General features: G+C 38.4%; 17 protein-coding genes. 7 read left to right on the top strand and 10 right to left on the bottom strand.

What is annotated here, in order from left to right:
• Positions 1 to 498: 498 nt before the first annotated feature.
• Genes CUS_RS15240 through CUS_RS15250 form a run of 3 tightly spaced genes read left to right on the top strand, consistent with a single transcriptional unit; the run spans position 499 to position 1,362 of the window.
• Positions 499 to 768 carry a hypothetical protein gene (locus CUS_RS15240; protein WP_002852549.1) on the top strand — a complete coding sequence of 90 codons (270 nt, stop codon included), beginning with the start codon at positions 499 to 501 and terminating at the stop codon, positions 766 to 768.
• A gap of 59 nt (positions 769 to 827) precedes the next feature.
• On the top strand, positions 828 to 1,094 hold the full coding sequence (locus tag CUS_RS15245; protein ID WP_002852556.1) for a hypothetical protein: 267 nt from the start codon (positions 828 to 830) through the stop codon (positions 1,092 to 1,094).
• Positions 1,095 to 1,146: 52 nt separating this feature from the next.
• Positions 1,147 to 1,362 carry a hypothetical protein gene (locus CUS_RS15250; RefSeq protein ID WP_002852429.1) on the top strand — a complete coding sequence of 72 codons (216 nt, stop codon included), beginning with the start codon at positions 1,147 to 1,149 and terminating at the stop codon, positions 1,360 to 1,362.
• Between the two features lie 602 nt (positions 1,363 to 1,964).
• Here CUS_RS15250 and CUS_RS15255 read toward each other — a convergent pair.
• The 9 genes from CUS_RS15255 to CUS_RS15290 form a co-directional block, all read right to left on the bottom strand.
• Positions 1,965 to 3,029: a HAMP domain-containing histidine kinase gene (locus CUS_RS15255; RefSeq protein ID WP_002852515.1), complete on the bottom strand. Its 1,065-nt coding sequence runs from the start codon at positions 3,027 to 3,029 to the stop codon at positions 1,965 to 1,967.
• Positions 3,002 to 3,682 carry a response regulator transcription factor gene (locus CUS_RS15260; RefSeq protein ID WP_002852503.1) on the bottom strand — a complete coding sequence of 227 codons (681 nt, stop codon included), beginning with the start codon at positions 3,680 to 3,682 and terminating at the stop codon, positions 3,002 to 3,004. Before CUS_RS15260 ends, CUS_RS15255 begins: the two co-directional genes overlap by 28 nt.
• Before the next feature lie 541 nt (positions 3,683 to 4,223).
• Positions 4,224 to 6,467: a lasso peptide biosynthesis B2 protein gene (locus CUS_RS15265; protein WP_002852467.1), complete on the bottom strand. Its 2,244-nt coding sequence runs from the start codon at positions 6,465 to 6,467 to the stop codon at positions 4,224 to 4,226.
• Complete coding sequence (locus CUS_RS15270; RefSeq protein ID WP_002852509.1) at positions 6,467 to 6,721, bottom strand: PqqD family protein; 255 nt, start codon at positions 6,719 to 6,721, stop codon at positions 6,467 to 6,469. The genes CUS_RS15265 and CUS_RS15270 overlap by 1 nt, the downstream gene beginning before the upstream one ends.
• A 2-nt stretch (positions 6,722 to 6,723) precedes the next feature.
• Positions 6,724 to 8,472: an asparagine synthase C-terminal domain-containing protein gene (locus CUS_RS15275; protein ID WP_002852507.1), complete on the bottom strand. Its 1,749-nt coding sequence runs from the start codon at positions 8,470 to 8,472 to the stop codon at positions 6,724 to 6,726.
• Positions 8,473 to 8,611: 139 nt separating this feature from the next.
• Positions 8,612 to 8,740, bottom strand: a complete 129-nt coding sequence (locus CUS_RS20690) for a putative RiPP precursor (RefSeq protein WP_157769543.1) — start codon at positions 8,738 to 8,740, stop codon at positions 8,612 to 8,614.
• Between the two features lie 284 nt (positions 8,741 to 9,024).
• Positions 9,025 to 9,741 (bottom strand): ABC transporter permease, encoded by a 717-nt coding sequence (locus CUS_RS15280; protein WP_002852405.1) that lies wholly within the window; start codon positions 9,739 to 9,741, stop codon positions 9,025 to 9,027.
• Positions 9,742 to 10,530: an ABC transporter permease gene (locus CUS_RS15285; RefSeq protein ID WP_002852431.1), complete on the bottom strand. Its 789-nt coding sequence runs from the start codon at positions 10,528 to 10,530 to the stop codon at positions 9,742 to 9,744.
• A complete protein-coding gene (locus CUS_RS15290) occupies positions 10,530 to 11,243 on the bottom strand; it encodes an ABC transporter ATP-binding protein (protein ID WP_002852379.1) in 714 nt (237 codons plus the stop codon). Before CUS_RS15290 ends, CUS_RS15285 begins: the two co-directional genes overlap by 1 nt.
• Before the next feature lie 178 nt (positions 11,244 to 11,421).
• Here CUS_RS15290 and CUS_RS15295 point away from each other — a divergent pair, with 178 nt between their 5' ends.
• The 3 genes from CUS_RS15295 to CUS_RS15305 all read left to right on the top strand — a co-directional run bounded on the left by CUS_RS15295 (position 11,422) and on the right by CUS_RS15305 (position 13,701).
• The gene (locus tag CUS_RS15295; RefSeq protein WP_002852382.1) at positions 11,422 to 11,868 is read left to right on the top strand and encodes a LytR/AlgR family response regulator transcription factor; all 447 of its coding nucleotides are present in this window, start codon (positions 11,422 to 11,424) and stop codon (positions 11,866 to 11,868) included.
• A gap of 9 nt (positions 11,869 to 11,877) precedes the next feature.
• Positions 11,878 to 12,468, top strand: a complete 591-nt coding sequence (locus CUS_RS15300) for a hypothetical protein (RefSeq protein WP_002852513.1) — start codon at positions 11,878 to 11,880, stop codon at positions 12,466 to 12,468.
• A 696-nt stretch (positions 12,469 to 13,164) separates the two neighbouring features.
• A complete protein-coding gene (locus CUS_RS15305; RefSeq protein ID WP_002852413.1) occupies positions 13,165 to 13,701 on the top strand; it encodes a stage V sporulation T C-terminal domain-containing protein in 537 nt (178 codons plus the stop codon).
• A 364-nt stretch (positions 13,702 to 14,065) separates the two neighbouring features.
• On the opposite strand, the gene CUS_RS15310 is transcribed toward CUS_RS15305, so the two are convergent.
• A complete protein-coding gene (locus CUS_RS15310; protein WP_002852465.1) occupies positions 14,066 to 14,638 on the bottom strand; it encodes a flavin reductase family protein in 573 nt (190 codons plus the stop codon).
• Between the two features lie 248 nt (positions 14,639 to 14,886).
• Here CUS_RS15310 and CUS_RS15315 point away from each other — a divergent pair, with 248 nt between their 5' ends.
• Positions 14,887 to 15,264: a cytidine deaminase gene (locus tag CUS_RS15315; RefSeq protein ID WP_002852416.1), complete on the top strand. Its 378-nt coding sequence runs from the start codon at positions 14,887 to 14,889 to the stop codon at positions 15,262 to 15,264.
• Positions 15,265 to 16,105: the final 841 nt, after the last annotated feature.

Genomic DNA, 16,105 nt, shown 5'->3' on the forward strand with positions numbered 1-16,105 from the left:
AATATAAAGGAAGATACACAAAGAACTTCTAAAAAAAGTTTGATCGAAAATCCGATCGGATCTTCCCGAGAGTGTATATATAGTATAAAGGAAGATACACAAAGAACTTCTAAAAAAAGTTTGATCGAAAATCCGATTTAGTCTTCCCTTAAAAGTATATATAATATAAGCAGAAAAGTCAATAGTTAATAGTTAAACGGAGGGATAAATCATGAAAAAGAAAATAGCGATCATAGTAATCGGTGCAGTAGCAAATACCCTGATAGACATAATTAAAGAGCTTGGTAAAAAATAGGAGGGATAGATCATGAAAAAGAAAATAGCGATCATAGTAATCGGTGTAGTAGAAAATACCCTGATAGACATAATTAAAGAACTTGGTAAAAAATAGGAGGGATAGATCATGAAAAAGACAATAGCGATCATAGTAATCGGTGTAGTAGAAAAGATCTTAATAGACGTAGTCGAAGAACTCAGCAAAAAACGGAGGGATAAAACATGATGAACGACAAAATCGAAAAAATAATAATAAATGAGGTGAAAGAAATGGGGATAAAAGTTTGTGACACGATAATAGAATGCGTGAAAAATGGCAATGATACAAAGATAATCTGTTCGGAGCATGAAAAAGATGCAAAAATAGCTTGTTCTGAGCGGATAAAAGAAAGCATTGCTATCGAAGAGTCGGAAAAAACCAAACGTACAGAACATCACTGGAGATGGATAAACAATATCAGCAGTACATTATGTAGTATGATCACACGTTAACAGCGGAGTTGAATAATGAAAGAAGTTAAGGATATTGAAATCAGAAAGGCGTGAAAAATATGAGTGATGAAAACAAAAAATTATTGATCGATTCTGTAAGGGAAATAGGGATAAAAGTTTGTGACACGATAATAGAGTGCGTGAAAAATGGCAATGATACAAAGATAATCTGCTCGGGGCATGAAAAAGATGCAAAAATAGCTTGTTCTGAGCGGATAAAAGAAAGCATTTCTATCGAAGAGTCGGAAAAAACCAAACGTACAGAACATCACTGGAGATGGATAAACAATATCAGCAGTACATTATGTAGTATGATCACACGTTAACAACGGAGTCGAAAGAAGTTAAGGATATTGAAATCAGAAAGGCGTGAAAAATATGGTAGTAATGAATAAAAAAGGTGAGGTCGTGATCGCACATCACGGCAAGAAAGAACTCAGTGTAAAGCTTTGCAAAGACGGCATCAGAACACTGTCGGGACTTGGTTACAAATCCTTTTATCTGTACAATAAAGATATGTATGTCAAAGCAAAAGATAAATTCTATGTTAGTGAAAATATGCAGTTCACATTAATAAGGATCGAGAGAATCTAAAAAAGGCTATGAAAGAGATAGGTGCCAAGTTTGAAGATGATGGAACAATAGATGAATCTTTTAAGGCAGCTGTTTAGCCTGTGCAAAATGTAGGAGATACTAAAATGTCTATTGAGGAAAAATGGGCTGACTTTGACAAAAAAGCTTCTCTGTTGGGCGGTATACCAGCTAAATGGTAAAAAATAAGGGGCTGTGTGAAACAGCCCTTGTTCTTTTGCTTATTGACAAATCCTGCATACCGCCATATCTTTTTGTATCATAATGAAAGTCTCCGAGTTTATCGGGGACTTTTTTGATTTGTGAAACAGTGCGATAAAATATGCCTGTATGTTAAGACATCGTGTAAGACACCCCATCAGACACCCTCAAACGCCTATGTTAAGCCTTTTGTACGTCGGTACGCCATATTTTATAATTCTTATATAAAATATAATATACTATATATAGAGCCTAAATATTATATATAAAAGATACAATGCAATAAGAGATATTGCGGAGAGGGTACATTTAAAGGTATAAAACAAGCCGTGCAGTTTGAATGCTACACGGCTTGTTCTCGTAATTTGGAGTGATTGGTGTTGTATGTGAGCAGAGAACTGACATCATAACAGTGGCAAAAACAATTTTATTACCGGGTGTTTATTTATGTTTGTGATTTCAACAGAACCGCCGTCCATCTCAAATACTTTTTTTACATACATTATCTGTGCTATAAAACGTATATCAGCAGTATTTTCACAGATACATTCCATCGAAGATGACCGTTTGTTCTGAATAAGTATCTGAGGTTTAAACGGTTCACCCATACTTTTTATTGTAAAAATGCAACTGTCACGTTCAAGAGATATTTCTGAACGTATATCGATTTCACTATTGTTTGTATATTTCTGAAAACATCTGACAGCTATATTCACCGCACGTAAGGTCTCAGATATATATATTCTAACGGTTTTTGATGTATCATAAGGGATATTATTATGCTCAGAAATATGTGTTCCCGAAAATACCAATATATCTTGCTGAATATCGTTAAAAAGCTGTCGTATAGGATACTCGCTCATATCATACCTTTGCAAACAAAGTATGTTAAGATATTGAATCAGATTATTGATAAAATATGATGAGTCGATCAATGCAGAACTTATATCTTTAAGATAATTACGCTGTTCCTCATTTAAAATTGACTCATATAACATATCGATATTTCCTTGTGTTACAGTTAAGCGTGATTTGATATCATGTGAAGATATGGAGGTCAAGAACATTAATTGATTTCTAAGTTCGATTTCTTTGCTGTATTTACTGTATAGCTTTTCTCTGTATTTTTTAAAAGAACCGTTGATTTCTGATATTTCCGAAATGTAAAAGTATTTATGCCGATCTGAATCAATTTGCAGGTAATTATTACAATTATCCAATAAGTGTTTTATCTCAACGTGTATAAACCTGAAAAGCAGGAATGAATTAACTATAACTATTCCCAAAAAGGTGATTAACAATACCAATAATTCGCTTTCTAAAGAGAAAACGGCATAAATATGATTCTTATCTATTTTTATACTAAAATAGTAGAATGCAGTATGAAGTATGATAAAAATCACCACGATTTGTATCAGTGTACGTATCAATGCTTTGTATATCAGACTCTTGAACTGCATTTTTTCCAACTATACCCTCCTCCCCATACCGTAAAAATTGGATCTAGACCAAAAGCTTTAAATTTCTTTCGTATCTGATAGATATATTCTGCAACGGATCTGATCTGAGTTTCAGTACTTGTCGGATATACATATTCATATATCTCTTCTGGCGAAAAAACGCGGTCAGGATTATCTGAGAGCAGTTTTATTATATGATATTCTTTTTTTGTAAGAAATAAAGAACGATCATTCATTATAACTTTATACTCTGATAATTCGAGAGATTGTCCGTTGACCAATATGCTTTTTTTCTTTTTTAGATAACGTTCATCTCTGCGAATGTGCATTTTTACCCGTGCTCTTAATTCCCTTATACTGAATGGTTTTGAAATAAAATCATCTCCACCTGCAGTTATACATTTTATAATATTTTCTTCATCGGTCTGGGCTGATATGAATAATATCGGGATCTTGATATCATTTCGTATCATGCGACATATTTCTATACCGTTATTCGGCATAATAACATCTAGAAGAACAAGATCAATTCCTAAAAAATCACAAGTATTGATCTCTTCGATAGAGTTTGCTGTGTAAATTTCGTAACCTTCGGTTGAAAGTGCATTTTTTAACAGACGTGTAATCGTTTTGTCGTCATCTATTATTAAAATTCTATACATAACATTACCTTTCTGCTTTAATACTTTTCTATAATTAATTTTTTTTATCTAACGTAGCATATCCGATGATTATATCAAAAATTATACCATTTAAATAGAGCAGTGTCAATAATACAAATCTAGATTTGTATTGAATTAACTTAAAAATATTATATTTATAAAGTTTGTTTTAACGTTATATACAAACGATTTCCGTTGAATATAGGCAAAACTATGTATAAAAAAGCGACTAAGATCACATTCTCTTAGTCGCATAATGTTTTTGGTATCTGAATTTTAATTTGTTGCAAAACACAAAATATGAAGTCTCCTTCTTTCATGTTTGATCGCTGTTAAGCCAAGTATGTCAGCGGGATAACCATATAGATTTTTAATGACAGTAGTCAGAAAACTTCTATATTTTGTTTTTGTCACAAGGGTAAGACTTTAATAAAGTATCCGAAAAAGCTATTATTTCACAGACACGATCTACGGCTGACTATTTGAAATGCGGTGCTGTTTGCTCTGAATATACGCAATAGCAAGATCTTGAAGTTTCAGGTTACTTTACAAGCATTTGTTCTTTAGCAAGTTCATAGTACAGCGGTACTGTTTTGATAAGTTCACTGTGATTGCCGCTGCCAACTATTCTGCCATGTTCAAGCACATATATAATGTCAGCATCCATTGTAGTTGAGAGCCTGTGTGCGACCATTATTATTGTTTTGATTCCCCTCAGTTCGTCGACCACATTCTTAATTATTCTCTCGTTTAGACTGTCAAGGTTTGAAGTTAGTTCATCAAGTATTATAATATCTGAATCTGACAGTAATGCTCTTGCCATAGCAAGTCTTTGTTTTTCCCCTCCCGACAATTCAGATGCATTTTCATCAATGACCGAGTACAAACCTTTGAAACGTGAGTTTATAAGATATGAAAGATTTACCTTTTCAAGTGCACAGATACACTTTTCTTCAGTAATATCTTTGTTGCCCAAGCTGAGGTTATCATATATAGTTCCGCTTATCAGCGGTGCATTTTGTTCTATATATGTTATCTTATCTCTTAGTTCTTCTCTTGCCATTGTGTGATAGTCCTTGCCAAATATGGATATACTGCCGTTGCTTATCTCATAAAATCTTTCGATCAACTGCAAAACTGTGCTTTTACCCGCACCTGACGGACCGACTATGGCAACACATTCACCTTTTTTTATAGAGAATGATACATCTCTAAGTATCAGGTTTTCATCATACTCTTCTGTTTTTTGTCCTAGCACATGTTCAGCATATGAAAACGTCACATTATTGAAACATACTGCATTAACACTATCATATTTTTTATTATTATCAATGACAATATCAAATTGATCTTCCAGTGGCAGTGAATTAATTTCTTTGATACGTTTTAATGCGCCGACTGAATCAGCAAGTGTTGAAATAGTAGAGAATATCTGCTGAAAAGGTGCTATTGCTATATACAGAAGGAGTACAAAAGACATCAGGTCAGCAACCGACATTGAGCCGTTTGTTACTCGCACACCACCTATTCCGATAACCGCAAGCCCACAGATTTGCAACCCAAGATTTGATACAGGTGTCATAAGAGCTTGGTATTTGGCAAGTTTTAAACTGCAATTTTTGACATTTTCGGCTTCAGAGATGGTTTTGCTCAGTTCGTTTTTAGTTTCATTTGTTGATCGAATGGTCTTTATACCATGTAAGCAGTTTCCGAGTTTTCCGCTGAGTTTTCCCATGCTTCTCTGTGCATCGTAGCTTGCTCCCTGAATTATTCCTGAAAGTACTGCTATAAGAACAAAAGAAACGGCTATGGATAGCAAAGTCACGAGAAAAAGTGTAAAATCTTTCAGTAGCAATCCTATTGATGCACCTACGGCAAGAAGCACACCGCTCGATAGAGCAACAGCAGACTGGATCAGCCCTGCTCTCAGCTTTGCTGTATCACCTGTCATTCTGCTGATAAGATCTCCCGACGGCCATTTTGAGTAATTCGATATTGGCAAACAAAGAATATGACTTATCAGTTCTTTACGTGAGCGAAAAACTGCTTCCTCGCTTATCATTTGAAGAATGTAATACTGTATAGTCGTTATTATCGTAGATACAATTATTACACCTATAAGTATATATAATTTAGTATCTCTGATATTGCCACTGCCCACATTGCTTATCAAATCAGAAACAAGTTCAGGCTGTATCAGTGTAAGCAGTGAGGACATGATGCCAAGTATCATGACAAGTATGAAATATGTTTTTTTGTCAGCAACAATTGAAAACATATCTCGTATTCTAACATGGATCGTATCAGTGTTTTCAGCATTTTTCACACCGTTTTCATTGATTTCTTCTTTATCTCCATTTTTTATAGCAGCATCATCAGGGGTCTTTATCACCTTTACAAAATCAGCAACCTCTCTTGGCTCTCCGACAGGTCTTTCGTGTACTTCTACCCATGCGTGTGCTCTGAAAGGATCCATGCAGTATCCTGAACACCAGCTTACTCTCTTACCTTTTAGAGCAAGTAACACGGTAACAGCAATTGAACGTTTAAGGCATCTGTCCTGATTACGGCATTTCTTACTTACAAAACATACTGCACCTCTTGCGTTTTCTGACTCTTTCAATGATGCAATCGGCTTATTTCTTGTTATATCAGTCAGTATTTTTTCTATCTTTTCAGGTGAGAACAATAGCAGCGGTGCAGATACAATAACAGCGATGAATGCTGTCAGTTTTAGTCTGAATCCGACATTGATATACCTTTCTTGTGTAAGTTGAATATCCATCAGGCTATACCTGCCTTTTTCAGAGAGAAAAGAAATTCAGTAACATCAGTTCGTGCCTGATTTTTACTGATATTGAATTGTTCTGCCACAGCATCAATAATCTCGTCAGTATTTTTCCCTTTGCTTAACAGCTGTATTATGTAAGTACCCACATTGTTTGTCTGAAAATATATTCCATGCGTCTTATCAAATATTATAGCACCGTTTTCCTGCTCAGTAATCTTCAATTCAACTTTTCTTTTAAACAATCCCATTATCAAACTCCTATTTCAATATATTTGTTTACTTGCCTTAGCCATCTTTCTACATTACATAATCTCATAAAATTATCTACACGATCAGTTTTTGATGAGGGCATTGAAAGTTCTCTGTCAAGACATTCGCTATCTATTATTCCTATCTTTGAAAGTAGAAAATCTTTAGTTCTGCCTATCCACTTAGATGCTGCGGCTCGGTAGTCATTGTAAAATGCTGAAGAATAATCGCCCTTTACGCCGCGAGTAAAGACTTCAAGAGGTACAATGCCTTTAAGTGATTCATATAGCATAGGCTTTGTTTTGTCAGGATCCAGACAGTATTTTGAAGGTATTTTCAAAGCAGTTTTTATAACTTCTGCATCAAGAAATGGTGCATACCACTCTATATCATCGCCTGCGATTTGCTTTATCTGCGAAAAAACTTCTTTTTGGAATATCAATGACTGTAATCGCTGATATTCCGATCTGTTTTCAGATAACTCCTGAAATTTTTCAGAATAAATAGAACTGATCCGAACTTTTGCATCGCTTTTCGCAGAAATTGAAAGCCACTGGGGCAGTACAAGGCTTCCCGACCAGCTGAGTTCTCTGAAACTATTTCTTTTGCTTTCGCTGAATCCGTTTTCTATAGTATGTCTGACTTCATCTTTCAGCGAAGTATTGTCTGCGAGATCTCTAAGACAGCAAAAAAAAGGTCTTCTTTTTAATATACAGTATTTCAAAATGAAGGGGATACTGTTTATAATGCCCTCTTCTCTTATTATAGACCAAGGCACAGCTGGAATCGAAGCAAACAATTCATCTCCGCCTATACCGATTATATGAAGATGGTTTTGCTTATCCGTTAGCATATGGAGCATTTCCTCAACATATCCTTCTGTATCACCCCATAGTAGAGGAGCATCAGGAATATTGTTGCCAATATAGTGTCTGTCAACAGAAAAACGTGTGCTGTTTTTGTCAATAGACGGAAGTTTATTTAGTTTTAAGCGAAGCTCATCAGCGATATACTGTGCCCATTTTGTATCGCTGTTTGCAGATTCATCTGACTCAGCATGAAAAATCATTGGGTTACTTGTGATCTTATTTAAAATATATGCAATGCTTGCTGAATCAACACCGCCTGAAACATCACAGGAAACCGACTCAAAACTGTCATTTTGAGTGAATATTTTCGAGATGATAGTATCACGTAGAAGTTTTGTTATTTGTCCAATATCATTTTCTTTATTAAAATTATATGTGAGCTTTGATTCGGTTATAATCCCTGAACATATTTTTAAAATATGAAAAGGTCTGATCTTTGATATTTCTTCCCAGAAAGACATATTCTGAAACGGTTCAAATGGAAGACCCGCGACAAGATATGCCGAAATAACTGCTTTAGACACTTTAAAATGCTTTCTGTATGCTATAGTGAATGTAGAATCGCTCAATAGTATCTCGTTGTCAGTCACGCAATACGCAAGAGAAGTATCGATAAAAGGTCCGAAAACATACCAGTCACTGCCATCTTTCAGCGCAAATATGCCGTTGATATATTTATTCTGAATGGTGGTGATAATAGTATTCGTTTCGCCATCTGCATACACCTCAATATCATTTTTTAAACTTGCAGAATATTTTTCTGGATAGTATATTTTGTATTTTCCGATGTTACAAAATATATATCCGTCATTACCAAGCAAGATTAGACTTTTATCTCCGGATCTGCCAAGAGTGTAGTCTTTTATTTCTTTAAGCGGCATTATGCAGTCCTCACATTTCTTTATTTCATCTGTGTATAAACACAGTCGATCCTTTAAAAATTTAAAAAAGAAGCGCTTCTGCAGCATTTGTTTCTGAAAATGCTGCAGAGCATACTTCCTCTTAATGAATGTTAGGCAATCAATAGTAAATTACGATTTCAACAACGGCTTTACCACCGAAAATGTCCTTGAACTTACCGAACCAAACACCCATTGTACTCTCCTTGAAAGAAGAAATCTTCTCAAAGCTAGGCTTGTTGTATGTCATTATATATTGCCTCCCTTCTGCTGTCAGATATAAATTCTCAGAAACACTTTATATCATATGATTTCCTGAGTCTGAACAGTAGTTCAAACTTAGGATGAAATAATTATATTATGTAAATATCAGAATTTTATCAGAAAAAGCAGAAAAATAGAAAATTAGTAAATAATCACAATAATCATGTGAAATATTAACTAAAAATAAGAAAAGATGAAGTCTATAAAGTGAAAAGACTCCATCTTTATCTTGATCAATATCTACGTACGAAATCGCAGTAAAGACCTCACTCACCGCACATATCTTTTGCTGAAGGCAAAAAATGCTGCTGACAGCAGGACTATCGCCCATATTGCCTGTATGGACAGTCCTGTGCTCACATTGGGATATATGGGCAGTTTTACTTCAAAAAAAACATTCATGGCGGATATGACGGGGATATACTTCATCTGTCCGCAGTATTGCAGAAGTATGCTGCCAAGCCCCAGTATCAGCGATACCATGACAGCCATCGATACTATCATCGAACGTGTGAGTATGACGACTGCGCAGGTGATAGCAGCCAGTTCCACCGTTGACAAAAAAGCAGGCAGCAGATATCTCAACGCTTCACCCGCCGATAAGTTTTCGGGAAGAGCAATACTTATTGCTGCAAAGGATAATATAGCCGATACCACCAGTATAATGACAATCCATGTCATTATACATAGCAGTTTTGATAGCAGAAATAACCATCTTTTCGGGGTGCTCAGCAGACTTGTTCTCAGCGTTGACCGTTTGTATTCTTGACCGAAATAAAGTGCTGCCAGCACAGTATGTCCTGCCTGACCAAGATAAAAACCCTGTATCAGTTTGCTGACTGCGGTATTTCCGCTTGCACTGCCCATATACGGTTCAAGAGTCAGAACTATCACAGGCACGAATATCATTATGCCTGCTGCGATGATAATAGCCCAGCGGTCGTACAAAAATTTCTGATGTTCACATTTTAAGTACCGTAACAGCATTTAATACTCTCCTTGTAGATCAGTCCTGACAAAAACTGCATAACTTGCAGCGGCAAATATAGCTATCCATATCAGCAGACCGACAGTATTTTTCAGCGGGACACCTGAAAGTGAACTTTCAGAACTTGCTATCAAGCCGTTGCAAAGTGCAACAGGCAGATATCGACACACTTCAAATTTGTCCGCCAGTATATTACCTATATTGTATGCCTGTATGATCAGAAACAGCAGCGGGACAACTGCTGTGTGGCACAAAAAGCCTATGGCATATGAAAGCAGGGTCAGCAGAGTAAGCGAAACAGCAGACATCAAGATGAACTTCCACACCGTAGAGTTGAATACAGGAGGTGTCAGTCCATCTGCACCGAAGGTGAGATGTGTCACAGTTATGGTTAGAACGGACGATACCAGTGAAACAGCAAATGCAGTTAGCGTTACTGCAAGTGTTTTTGACCAGAACAGTCTGCTCTTGCTGCCGAAGTATAGCAAAGTCGTTCTCATGCAGTGTTGTTTGAATTCCAGTGCGCCGAACAAAGCCCCCATTACTATCATCGGTATGGTCGCAAACATGATCACATCAAATCCCATATACTCGATAGGCGGCATAGGTTCAAGCAGACCATTTGTTTCGGTGGGTACAGCGTGCAGTCCCACCGAAAGTATCTGCCGTGCTGATACATATGATATAAGGCTCTGCACGGCTATGACTAGCAGGGTTACTATCCTGCAAACTTTTGTACAGCTGAGTTTCAGCAGTTCGCTGTAAAGGTCATTTTTTATAAACTTCATCAGTGGTTCACCTCTTCCGTCAGGCTGAAGAACAGTTCTTCAAGCGAAGAGATATCCCTTGTCACATCGGAAAGATCCCCCTTAGTGACGATATGTCCATGATCTATTATCACGACATCATTTGTAACAGCCTCCACTTCTGAAAGCATATGAGATGAAAGCAGAACTGTCTTGCCTGATTTTGCCTGTTCCTTGATGAATTTTCTGAACCAGCGTATGCCCGCAGGATCAAGACCGTTTGTGGGTTCATCGAATATCATGAACTGTGGATCACCCATAAGTGCCGCTGCAATACCAAGCCGTTGTCCCTCGCCCAGTGAAAGGTCACCTACTTTTGAAGATGCTTTGTGGGATATGCCCGTTATTTCCATGACTTCCTTTATCCTGCTTTTTCTGATGCCGTTGCTGACGGATATTATGCGCAGATGCTGATACACAGTCCTGTCATTTGGCGAACCTACACCATCAAAGGAAGCACCTGTCCGTGTGAGAGGTCTTTGTAATTGTGCGTAGCCTTTGCCGCCTATAAGTGCTGTTCCGCTATCGGCTTTGTCAAGTCCGAGAAGTATCCTTAGCGTGGTGCTTTTTCCTGCGCCGTTTGGTCCTAAAAATGCGGTTATCCTGCCTGCGTGAGCTTCAAAGGATATATCTTTCAGTATTTCCTTGTTTCCATATTTTTTATTGATATTGCTTATCTTTATCGAGTTATCCATTATAATAGCCTCCTCCTTTTATGATATAATTATAGCTATTTACAGCCTGAAATACAATGGTTTTTTCACAACTTGCATATATAGGCGCGTACTTTGCATAATATAGACTTCAGAACGCATTGACACCCAAATAATGATGTGCTATAATTATGGAAGCGATAAATAAGGAAGTGATTATGTGAAAGTCAAGCTGATTGTATCGGCGGAACGCTATGATGAGATCGCTGAAACGCTCCTGAAAGCGGGTATAGGCATAAGTGAAAAGTCCGACCTTATCCTCAGTGAGCGTAATACCAGCATAAACTATCTTATTGGCAAAAAAGGCGATGTGATCTACCGTATCAAGACCTCTGACATTTCGCATATCGAGAGTTTTTCCCACGAAGTTATAGCATATACCTATGACGGAGAATACAGGATAAATGAAAGATTAAAAACACTTTCTAATATGCTTGACCCAGAAGTGTTTATCCGCATCAGCAACTCGGTCATAATATCGACCGAACATATAAAAAGCATCAAGCCCGCATTAACCAGGAAGTTCATAATAACAATGCAAAATGGCGCTGTGGTCGATGTGACACGCACATATTATTATATTTTCAAGGAATTTTTAGGGATATAGGTGATGGAAATGAAAATGTCATATGCACTGCTCTCGCTTCTAGGTATATCGGCAGTTCTTGCTTTTTTTGTCGTACTGATATATATGGCATTCTATAAGCATTATCTGTCGGAACGCGTAAAAGTTGGAATAAAGAACAGTGTCGGCAATAAAAAGCTGATAGAGCCGGTAAAGGTATTCTTTATATGTTTTATTATATTCTGCATTCTGTCAGGTTTTTTTGTTTCTTTCAAAGAGCCTTACCCAAATACGCAGAAGAATGATACCATGCTGGAAAAATGCAACGAAAGCATTCTGGATGATCTTTCCTGTGAGAATGATATATCGGGCTATACGCGCAAAGAAGAAAATATTGGCGGTATCAGATGTGTTTGCTATGTCAGCAAAAAAAGAAATGATATGTTCCCTGATCTGTTAATTTATATTGACAGTGACGGTGAATATACCCTTAAATATCGTATATCCGACAACAGTGATATATCAGTTCCAAATCATACTATAGCCTCAGAAAATGCCGAATGGTATGCTGTCAGCAATATTGCAGACGGCGCTATGCTTGTGATAGGTTCTGATGATGATACTGTCAGTATAAAGTTATAAAAGATTCTTCTGTAATATGGCAGGTTGGGACGATCAAAAATATACAATGAAAAAGAGCGAGTTGCCGAACTTGAAATGACAGTTCGCTTTGTTTATGTCTGAGAAATATTTATTCTTGGCTGCGTCACTGCAAAAGGTTGAATTTTTATCAAGCATCAGATCTTGGTATCGAAATGAACGAGTGCCGCATATATGAAAAAGACGGGCTGCATCATTTTATGATCAAGTGTTTTGACCGTGTAAACAGCAGAAAAGTTCATATGCAGACTTTGCACATAATCCTGATAACAGATGGATATCAAAGTACCAGATATCTGTAAACAATAAAACATCGGGGGTCAAAAGCAATATTCTTATGGCAAGCGGCAAGGCGGTCAATGATTAAAACAGCCAATTTTCACGTGTATATGTCTATCACAGAATACAACGCTAAGACAGTTGAAAAAACAGTCTATAGCAATCCAACTATTTAAATTCACAAAATCCAGTCGCAAAAGCTCGGATCTATGGATTTTGTGACTGGATTTTGTCTGAATTTTAAGGCGGATTGCTATAATGAAAATTACTGAATCCATCGACTGATTCTTCAATATACTGCCGGGAAATTGAGCATGATACTAAAAAACATCTGAACCGAATAATTTTACAAAATCCGCGCAAACTATTCCCACAAATCTAAATAACGGAGGAAACAAAATGAAAGCAACAGGGATAGTCAGGCGCATTGACGATCTCGGCAGGGTCGTCATTCCTAAAGAGATACGCCGCACCATGAGGATACGGGAGGGCGACCCGCTGGAGATATACACCGACTCTGACGGTGAAGTGATATTCAAGAAATACTCGCCTATAAACGAATTATCTGACGGTGCTTTGCAGGCGGCGGAAGTCATTTCAAAGCTGGGGGGAGCGCCTGCGGTGATATTTGACAAAGACCATGTGGTGGCAGTATCGGGAGTACCGAAGAAAGAATACACACAGCGGCGCTTGTCACGGGCTATGGAAGAGATGCTGGAAAGCAGACGTTCTTACGAATATCACGGGGGTGGAGAGAATTTCCGCCCTGTTGAGGGGATAGATGCGCGTGCGCTGGCTGTATCGCCCATAATTTCGGGCGGTGATATAACGGGTGCGGTAGCATTTCTTGGCGGAAACGACAGCCGTTCTGTTACGGACGACCAAGCCATGTTATGCAAAGCGGCGGCAATGTTTCTGGGCAAACAGGTGGAATGATGCACGTTCGTCAATGAAAAATGTCTGATACGGGCTAAAGAATGCCGCTTTAACTGTGTTTCTATCTGACGGCACACCATTGCGCGAAAACCCATTTTTCAGCAAAATGCGAATTGTCGAACGGGTATATTGACGCGGCATGGCGATGAACGTCCTGCCCGAAAAGACGCATATTTTCGCTATATAAAAGCACAAAAAACGCGCAGGCTGTGATAAGTCTGCGCGTTTGGTATAATGTGTTATTTTATATGACTATCCCTTTAGCACACCACCCCAGAATACTTTTTAACGAGTAAATACTGAGTTGATGTTATCTTTCCCGATATAACATAGTTAATTTTGATGTGTCAGCGGGATAACCACATTATTTTTTCATAAGTCCTGCGCCCGCATTCCATGCCTGACCGACTTTTTCGCCCACTGCGAAATATCCGCTTCGGTACTGGTCGAAGATAAGCGCGTTGACCTTTTCGGGGAGTATCTTGTCTTTGTCGCCCACAACGTTCTCAACTGCGCTGACATTGACTATCCTGCCGACTATCGCGTGCATGTTGGGTGTGTTTATCTCTTCTGCAAGTTCACATTCGATGGTGACGGGGTATTCGGTGATGATAGGTGCATCAACGAACTCACTTTTCTGCGCGTGACAGCCCGAACGCTCGAATTTATCGGGCATCTTGTTGCCTGTAGCTATGCCGAAGAAATCTGCCGTTTCCATATTGGGGACATCTGCAATGTTAACGGTGAAAGCCTTTGTTTCCATGATGTTCTTTGTGGTCTTGTGATCGGCATCGATGAAAAGCGCTATCTTATCGCTGTCGCAGATCTGTGCCCATGCCGCATTCATTGCGCATATACTGCCGTCAGCGCCGTATGCCGCGACTATCACGACAGGCATCGGGAAAAGTGCGGGCTGAACACCTAAATTTTTTCTCATGTGGTATACCTCCGTTCGTGGTCTGTATAACGAGCCTCTGAATTTATTTAGGCTCACAGTTTTATTATAACACATTTTAGCAAAATGTCAAATACTGATGCACCATTTGCCGCGCATGCCCTTGCAGAATACGGCGCATGTCAGCATGTGGGGCTGGTGCTTGCTCCCGCCGATCGAACAGCACGACCTTTGCGGCTTGACAGCGGGCTGTGTGGGTGATATAATATTCTCAAAAAGGGGGTCATACCATGACGAATGATGAACTTCTGAGAGAAGCCGAAAAAGCGGCTGAAAATTCTTACTGCAAATACTCACATTTTAGGGTGGGTGCGGCTTTGCTGTGTGCGGACGGCTCTGTTTTTCGCGGGTGCAATATTGAGAACAGTTCCTATTCACTGACCAACTGTGCTGAGCGCACTGCCATATTCAAAGCGGTATCTGAGGGCGTAAGGGAGTTTTCTGCCATAGCGATAGTCGGCGGTGACGGCGACCTGTCTTCGCCCTGTTACCCCTGCGGCGCATGCCTGCAAGTTATGAGCGAGTTCTGCGGCGGAGATCTCAGGATAATACTCACAGATGGCGAACACACCCTTGATGAACTTATGCCCGCAAGGTTCAGGCTGTGACATTTAATATTATGACTATCCCTTTAGCACACCACCAAAAAATACCTTTATAACAAGGAAATACTGAGTTGATGTTATCTTTCCCCCACCGCAGGCGGGGAAAGATAAACGCCAACTATATTCAGTTCCCAATATAACATCGCTTATTTTGGTGTGTCAGCGGAATAACCACATTTAATATTTCGGTTTACCCCTTGAAACACCACTATAGCAATCCGCCTTAAAATTCAGACAAAATCCGGTCACAAAACCCATAAATCCCAGCTTTTGCGACTGGATCTTGTGAATATAAAAAGTTGGATCGCTATAATACTGACGATATTATCGGAAACATCTATTGATATGTTTTCTTTTCCGCGCCAGCAACATTGGAAAGAAAACTGCGGGCTATCGTTAATATTCGCTGAAAATCTGCTAATCCGTTGTGTCAGCAAGATAATATAAGTGAGCGTCCCCGCGCGGGAACGCTCACTTTTTTATTCCAAACGCAATAGCAGAACTATTGTGTGATATTACACCGAAGTTTTCGGTATAACGCTGACAGCCGTGTATCGGCGTTTGCAGTCGGTGTGCGAAAAGCTGACACAAATGTTAAGAAACTATTATCGGTTGTTTATTGCTGATTTGTTCGGTCAAAATATTTACATTTACGAATTTGACTATGAAAGTTGTACTTAAATCCCCTAAAATCAATCAATTTTGCTCATAACTTTTATGTTTTTCGTCAATAATTCGCAATAATCGGTCAAATTGTAGCGCTTACCGCAAAAATCGTCTTGTAAATCTCTGCAATTTTGGTAAAATAATAAACAAAGACAGTCAGACGCGGCGAAAACCTTTA

This window comes from Hominimerdicola alba 8 (assembly GCF_000178155.2).
In the GTDB taxonomy this organism is placed as follows: Bacteria; Bacillota; Clostridia; order Oscillospirales; family Ruminococcaceae; genus Hominimerdicola; species Hominimerdicola alba_C.

Bases quoted from the DNA above. Each gene is read 5' to 3' on its own strand.
- CUS_RS15270 (WP_002852509.1), bottom strand. From the start codon at position 6,721: ATGGGATTGTTTAAAAGAAAAGTTGAATTGAAGATTACTGAGCAGGAA.
- CUS_RS15310 (WP_002852465.1), bottom strand. From the start codon at position 14,638: ATGAGAAAAAATTTAGGTGTTCAGCCCGCACTTTTCCCGATGCCTGTC.
- CUS_RS15250 (WP_002852429.1), top strand. From the start codon at position 1,147: ATGGTAGTAATGAATAAAAAAGGTGAGGTCGTGATCGCACATCACGGC.
- CUS_RS15290 (WP_002852379.1), bottom strand. From the start codon at position 11,243: ATGGATAACTCGATAAAGATAAGCAATATCAATAAAAAATATGGAAAC.
- CUS_RS15260 (WP_002852503.1), bottom strand. From the start codon at position 3,682: ATGTATAGAATTTTAATAATAGATGACGACAAAACGATTACACGTCTG.
- CUS_RS15280 (WP_002852405.1), bottom strand. From the start codon at position 9,741: ATGCTGTTACGGTACTTAAAATGTGAACATCAGAAATTTTTGTACGAC.
- CUS_RS15240 (WP_002852549.1), top strand. From the start codon at position 499: ATGATGAACGACAAAATCGAAAAAATAATAATAAATGAGGTGAAAGAA.
- CUS_RS15245 (WP_002852556.1), top strand. From the start codon at position 828: ATGAGTGATGAAAACAAAAAATTATTGATCGATTCTGTAAGGGAAATA.
- CUS_RS15315 (WP_002852416.1), top strand. From the start codon at position 14,887: ATGACGAATGATGAACTTCTGAGAGAAGCCGAAAAAGCGGCTGAAAAT.
- CUS_RS15300 (WP_002852513.1), top strand. From the start codon at position 11,878: ATGAAAATGTCATATGCACTGCTCTCGCTTCTAGGTATATCGGCAGTT.
- CUS_RS15285 (WP_002852431.1), bottom strand. From the start codon at position 10,530: ATGAAGTTTATAAAAAATGACCTTTACAGCGAACTGCTGAAACTCAGC.
- CUS_RS15305 (WP_002852413.1), top strand. From the start codon at position 13,165: ATGAAAGCAACAGGGATAGTCAGGCGCATTGACGATCTCGGCAGGGTC.
- CUS_RS15275 (WP_002852507.1), bottom strand. From the start codon at position 8,472: ATGCCGCTTAAAGAAATAAAAGACTACACTCTTGGCAGATCCGGAGAT.
- CUS_RS15265 (WP_002852467.1), bottom strand. From the start codon at position 6,467: ATGGATATTCAACTTACACAAGAAAGGTATATCAATGTCGGATTCAGA.
- CUS_RS20690 (WP_157769543.1), bottom strand. From the start codon at position 8,740: ATGACATACAACAAGCCTAGCTTTGAGAAGATTTCTTCTTTCAAGGAG.